At 34.1% G+C, this 6,057-nt stretch carries 5 protein-coding genes; all 5 read left to right on the top strand.

What is annotated here, in order from left to right:
- Positions 1 to 97 precede the first annotated feature (97 nt).
- Positions 98 to 1,366, top strand: coding sequence for a serine--tRNA ligase (serS, locus tag KBI38_07855; protein ID MBP8629963.1), 1,269 nt, complete (start codon positions 98 to 100; stop codon positions 1,364 to 1,366).
- Positions 1,367 to 1,479: 113 nt separating this feature from the next.
- Positions 1,480 to 2,031, top strand: coding sequence for a hypothetical protein (locus KBI38_07860; GenBank protein ID MBP8629964.1), 552 nt, complete (start codon positions 1,480 to 1,482; stop codon positions 2,029 to 2,031).
- Between the two features lie 57 nt (positions 2,032 to 2,088).
- On the top strand, positions 2,089 to 3,195 hold the full coding sequence (locus KBI38_07865; protein MBP8629965.1) for a hypothetical protein: 1,107 nt from the start codon (positions 2,089 to 2,091) through the stop codon (positions 3,193 to 3,195).
- A 22-nt stretch (positions 3,196 to 3,217) separates the two neighbouring features.
- On the top strand, positions 3,218 to 4,408 hold the full coding sequence (locus tag KBI38_07870; protein MBP8629966.1) for an MFS transporter: 1,191 nt from the start codon (positions 3,218 to 3,220) through the stop codon (positions 4,406 to 4,408).
- A gap of 162 nt (positions 4,409 to 4,570) precedes the next feature.
- On the top strand, positions 4,571 to 6,057 hold a 1,487-nt coding region (locus tag KBI38_07875), incomplete at its 3' end, for a methyl-accepting chemotaxis protein (GenBank protein MBP8629967.1).

A 6,057-nucleotide genomic window follows, 5' to 3' on the forward strand; every position in this document is an offset into this window, starting at 1 on the left:
TCAAATGAGGTAGTCATTTGACACTATTTTCTTGACTAGCTATAATTGGTTTATTAGGATTGAGGGGAAAATTAACAATATTAATGGAGGATTTAGTATGCTTGATATAAAATTTGTAAGGGATAATACTGAGCTTGTGCAACAAGCATTAATCAATAGAGGCACTAATCTAGATTTAAATGAATTTTTGGAATTAGAAAAAAAGCGTCGCGCAGTATTAGCGGAAGTAGAAGCATTAAAAAGTAAACGTAATACTGTATCACAACAAATCAGCGTTATGAAAAAGAATAAAGAAAATGCCGATGATTTGATTGTGGAAATGAGAAGTGTTGGTGATGATATTGCAAAGCTTGATGTTGAAGTTAAAGAAATTGAAACTGCGTTAGCGGAAATTGTGATGAATATTCCGAATGTACCGAGTGCAGAGGTTCCGGTAGGGAAAAATGAAGATGATAATGTGGAAATAAGAACCTGGGGTAATATACCGGCGTTTTCTTTTGCGCCAAAACCACACTGGGAAATCGGTGAAAGCTTAGGAATTTTGGATTTTGAACGCGGAGCGAAGGTTACCGGTACTAGATTCACTTTTTATAAGGGCTTAGGAGCCAGATTAGAACGAGCTTTGATTAGTTTTATGCTGGATTTACATACGGAAGAACATGGCTATACTGAAATTATTCCACCGTATATTGCCAATAAAGATAGTATGACCGGTACCGGACAATTGCCGAAATTTGCGGAAGATATGTTTAAATTGGAAGGCCTTGATTATTATTTAATCCCAACCGCTGAAGTTCCGGTTACGAATTATCATCGTGGTGAAATTTTAGAAGCGCAAGAATTACCATTATGTTATACTGCGCATAGTGCCTGCTTTAGAGCCGAAGCCGGTGCGGCTGGTCGCGATACCAGAGGGTTAATTAGACAACATCAATTTAACAAAGTGGAATTAGTGAAATATTCACTACCGGAAAATTCTTATGAAGAGTTAGAAAAACTTACCAATAATGCCGAAAAAGTTTTGCAACTATTAAATTTACCATATCGTGTTATTTTATTATGTTCGGGAGATATGGGCTTTTCTTCAGCGAAAACGTATGATATTGAGGTTTGGTTACCTAGTTTTGAAAAATATCGTGAAATTTCTTCTTGTTCTAATTTTGAAGATTTTCAAGCGCGCCGTGCTAATATCAAATTCCGTCGTGAAGCTAAGGCGAAACCGGAGTTTGTACATACGTTAAATGGTTCCGGATTGGCTATTGGCAGAACTGTAGCTGCGATTTTGGAAAATTATCAACAAGAAGATGGTTCAGTCATTGTTCCGCAAGTTTTGGTTAAATATATGGGTGCTGATATTATAAAATAAGATTAGTGAAGTGGTTGTATTTAGTAATAATTGATTTTATTGACAATGTTTTTTGTTAATGTTATCATACACTGATAAAAAAATACTTAATAGTCTTGTTGGCAGCATTGGTAATGTTAACCGGTCAAGTTGCTTTGGCAGCCGCGCAGGTTGATAGTCTACAGACTGTAGAGATAATTGCTGATGATAATGTGAATATTTTTGACTATTCTTTTTTTGATAGTGCATCTGAAGGTAAATTAATTTTTACAGATTTAAAAAATACTTATGGTGGCGGTGCATCAATGTCAGTTGATATTAATACTGATACCGGTGCTGATAAAATCATTATTGAGGTTAGTGGGGCTTATCATGGTGATAATAAAGATGTTCACACTTTGAGCGTCTCTTTAGGCAGTAATCATAAAGGCTTGATGAATGTTAATATAAAAAATGCTACGCCGGTAGTTCTTAACATTTATAATGGTAAATTAACCATAGCGGCAGCCGGCAGTAAAAGAGTGGTTAATAATGTTACATCTTTTGCCGGTACGCTCACTACTCAATCCATCAGCGGTACTTTAAATGTGTACAATGCTACGGAAACTGTTGATGCTGGAAGCTCAATTAAAACAAAAAATGTTAATACAGATGATATTGGAAAAATAATTTCAATTTTCAAATAATAGCAAGAGCCGGATTGTTGAGCAATCCGGCTTTAATTTTTTGAAGAGGTGATTTTTTTGTTTAATATTAATTTAAGTAAACATATTATAAACAAATTAATAATATGTTTAGCGCTTTTTCTGAGCTATAACTTTAATCTTGTTAATGCTCAGGATGGAAAAATCAGTATTGAAGATGCCCGTGTTATTTTAAATAAAATAGGTTATCAAATTGCTGAAAATAACAGTGGTATGGAGCTGGAAAATGGTATTAATAAGTTTAAAAGACTCCACGGTATTTATAGTGACAACAATATTATTGATTCTGATACGGTAACCGCGCTACAAAAAGCTGAACAGGAGAAATTTGTATTGGTTTATTTGGTGGAAAATTCCACTGAAGTTCAAAAAATGGTTAATGAACATTTTGATAGTGATTTAGTTTTTTATGTGGATGCTTTTCCTCAGGAGGATAGTGTAAATCACTATAATAAAAATTTTTATCATATATATTTAGGAATCAGAACTTTAAATCATGATAATGTTATAAGAAAATTTTATATTGATCGTGAGATAACGAAAATTTTTGTTGATGACAATAATGGTAGCTGTATCCCTTTGGATTTATGGCATACTGACAATTCTTATCAATATAATGATTGGTATTGTGTACCATATAATAGGGTTGGTCCGATAAAAAGTAATATGAATATTCAGGATTTGAATAATTTATTTGGGAATGATAATCTTAAAAAATCTCAAATTTATGGTGCTGAAGGAATTGGGGTATATGATGTTACAATAATTTATCCTGACACTGATAAAGAATTGATAATATATTGGAAAGATAATAAATACGGTGAAAAACCTGAATCAGTTACAGTAAAGCAAAAAAACAGTCCTTGGAAACTTATTTATGATATAGGAATTGGCAGTAATCTTGATGCTGTGTCAACAACAAATAAAGCATCGATAGATATTAATGGTTTTGGTTGGGATTATGGTGGGTATGTGAATGATTGGCATAATGGTGTTTTAAGTAAGTATAAAGGCTTTGTAGTAAGATTCGGCTATAATGGTGAAATTCCACAAGAGTTATATGGTGATAAAAAACTTAAATTTGGTGAATTAGGCGATAAAGAAAATATTGTGATTAGTGATTTTTCAGTTAGTTTAAGCAGATAATTAATAATATGGGGATGAGGATATGGAAAGTTATATTGAAAAAGGAACGAAAAAGTATTGGCGTGCTGTCTGCGCTATGTTCAGTGGCAGTATTGCTGTTTTTGGAGGAGAGTATTGTTTACAACCGATTCTTCCATCTTTATCGAGAACTTTTAATATAACACCGATTGAAACCAGTTTGGCAATGTCTTTTGGAACTGTAGGTATGGCAATTACAATGATTGTTATTGCTGTAGTTTCGCAAAAATTGCCACGAAAAAAGAGTATGGCAGGAGCCTTAATAGCTTCAGCAATATTGGTTATTGCGATGTCTATGACTAATAATTTTTGGTTATTATTGTTATTTAGGTTTGTCCAAGGCTGTTTTTTAGCCTTTTTTCCAACCTTGATTATTTCATACATTAATGATGAGTTTAGTAAGGGTATTATAGGTTTGGTTGTGGGCATTTATATTAGCGGAACGGCTATTGGCGGGTTGGTAGGAAGGATTGGTACAAGCTTTTTAACTGATTGGCTGTCGTGGCGTAGTGGTGTTGGAATAATGGGGCTTTGTTATCTATTATTAGGTTTTATTTTCTATATCGGTTTACCTACCGAAACGACAAAATTGAGTGGAAGCAAAATTGATAAAAAAATTTTTATTAACTTTAAAAATAGCTTAACTAATAAAAAATTGTTAGCTGTAAATTTTGTAGCATTTTCAATCTTGGGAGCATTTGTAGCTGTATTTAATTATATTACTTATGATTTGATTGCTCCGCCCTATAATTTGAGTCAAAGCTTAGTATCATGTTTGTTTGTCTTATATTTATTAGGTAGCATTAGTTCTACAGCAATGGGAGCATTGGCGGATAAAATCGGTAATTATAAAGCTGTAATCTGGTCTTTAATAATAATGATTTGTGGTAGCTTTATTACTACAGGAGTTTATCTATGGGTTAAAATACTTGGCTTGGGAATTTTTACGATGGGGTTTTTTGCCAGTCATGCGACGGCGTGTGGTTGGCTTGGTAAAATTGCAACCGGCGATAAGGCTAAAGCCGTAGCAATGTATATGCTGTTTTATTATTTAGGAGCGACGGTTCTTGGCACTGTTGCCGGTTATTTTTTATTGCAGTGGGGTTGGTTTGGTTTAATAGTATTTATTAATCTTATTTTATTTAGTGCAATGATTAAAATTATGATTACCTTTAAAGGTTTTGAGTTAGAATAAATTAATTTAACAATACTTATCAACAGGTTTATCCACAAAACACCTGTTTCTGTGGATAAACCTGTTGATTTCTTGGATTAAAGTCCCGTTTTAGTAAAAAATGCAGGTAAAAAGAATCAAATGGAGAATAAATATAGAAATTAAATAAAAAGAGGGAGTTGATTGTTAATAATGAGTTTGCAAAAAAAGGTGATTATTGCTTTTATAACATTAGTAGCCTGTATTTGTGGGGCGATTGGGACGATGACAGTGTTTAATGTTCGCGATAATTTTGCTGTAGCATTAAATGAAAAAGCAATGGGCGATATTAATATGTCATTAGCGTTAATTGATAGTAAATATCCCGGCGAATGGAGCTTGAAAGATGGGGTATTATTTAAGGGAAATATTCAACTTAACAATAATTTTGAATTGGTAGATAATTTAGCAAAATTAAATAATAATCATGTAACAATTTTTGCTGGTGATACGAGAATTGCGACAACGGTAGTGGTTGAAGGAAAAAGAGCGGTCGGGACAAAGGCTGCCGGCAATGTAGTGGAAACAGTGTTACAGCAAGGTGAAATATACAAAGGGATTGCTAATGTTGTCGGGGTTAATTATCAGGCGGTCTATAGTCCACTGAAAAATGCTAATGGTGACAAAATTGGGATGCTGTATATGGGGATTTCCAAAGAGTTTGCTGATAATTTAGAAAGAACTTTTATCATTTACTTAATCTTAGCGATTATACTTAGCTTAGTTATTGGTTCAGTGTTGGCGTGGTGCTTAAGTGGGAAAGTTTTAACACCAATCGTTACAATGGCTAATGCTGTTGACAAAATTGCTAAGGGTGATTTGCGGATTGATAAGATTTATTATAATCGTCAAGATGAAATTGGTACTTTAGCCAATGGGATCAATAGTATGGTCAAAGCATTAAAAGACTTGGTAGGACAGATTAATTTGTCAGCGCAAGAAGTTTCGCTATCGGGGGAAACTATTACTACCAGTGTTAATGAGTCGGCAGAGGCTGGTGAACAAACTGCCACTTCGATTATGCATATTGCTAGTTCTGCTAATAGTCAAGTTGAGTTAATGGATAAGATGACTGAAAATGTTAATAATATGCTAAGTGATATTAGGGTAATTGAGCAAAGTAGTGTAAATGTTAATAATATTGCTGAAGAAACCGTTAAAACTACGCAAGATGGACAAAATAATATTAATCAAGCATTGAACCAAATGAAAAATATTGAACAAGGAGCTAATGCGGTAGAAGGAGCAATTAATAATTTAGCTAATGGCTCCAAAGAAATTAGTGAAATTGTAACCTTGATTAGAGGGATTGCCGGACAAACTAATTTATTAGCACTTAATGCGGCGATTGAGGCAGCTCGGGCCGGTCAAATGGGACGAGGGTTTGCGGTAGTAGCGGACGAGGTTAGAAAGTTAGCAGAAGAATCAAATCAGGCGACGCATCGGATCAGTGAGTTAATCAATCATAACGAGCAAGATATGAATGCGGTCATTACGGTATCGAAACAAAACGTTCAAGGGGTAGTCCAAGGGATGAATGTGGTACAAACTGCCGGCACTAGTTTTGGTGAAATTGCGCAAGAGGTTAAAGTTCTAATCGAGGAAATTAAGAATATTGGAATGTTAATTAA

Source organism: Negativicutes bacterium, from assembly GCA_018052945.1.
GTDB lineage: Bacteria > Bacillota > Negativicutes > JAGPMH01 > JAGPMH01 > JAGPMH01.

Coding starts and splice junctions, on each gene's coding strand:
- KBI38_07860 (MBP8629964.1), top strand. CDS start 1,480: ATGTTAACCGGTCAAGTTGCTTTGGCAGCCGCGCAGGTTGATAGTCTA.
- serS (MBP8629963.1), top strand. CDS start 98: ATGCTTGATATAAAATTTGTAAGGGATAATACTGAGCTTGTGCAACAA.
- KBI38_07870 (MBP8629966.1), top strand. CDS start 3,218: ATGGAAAGTTATATTGAAAAAGGAACGAAAAAGTATTGGCGTGCTGTC.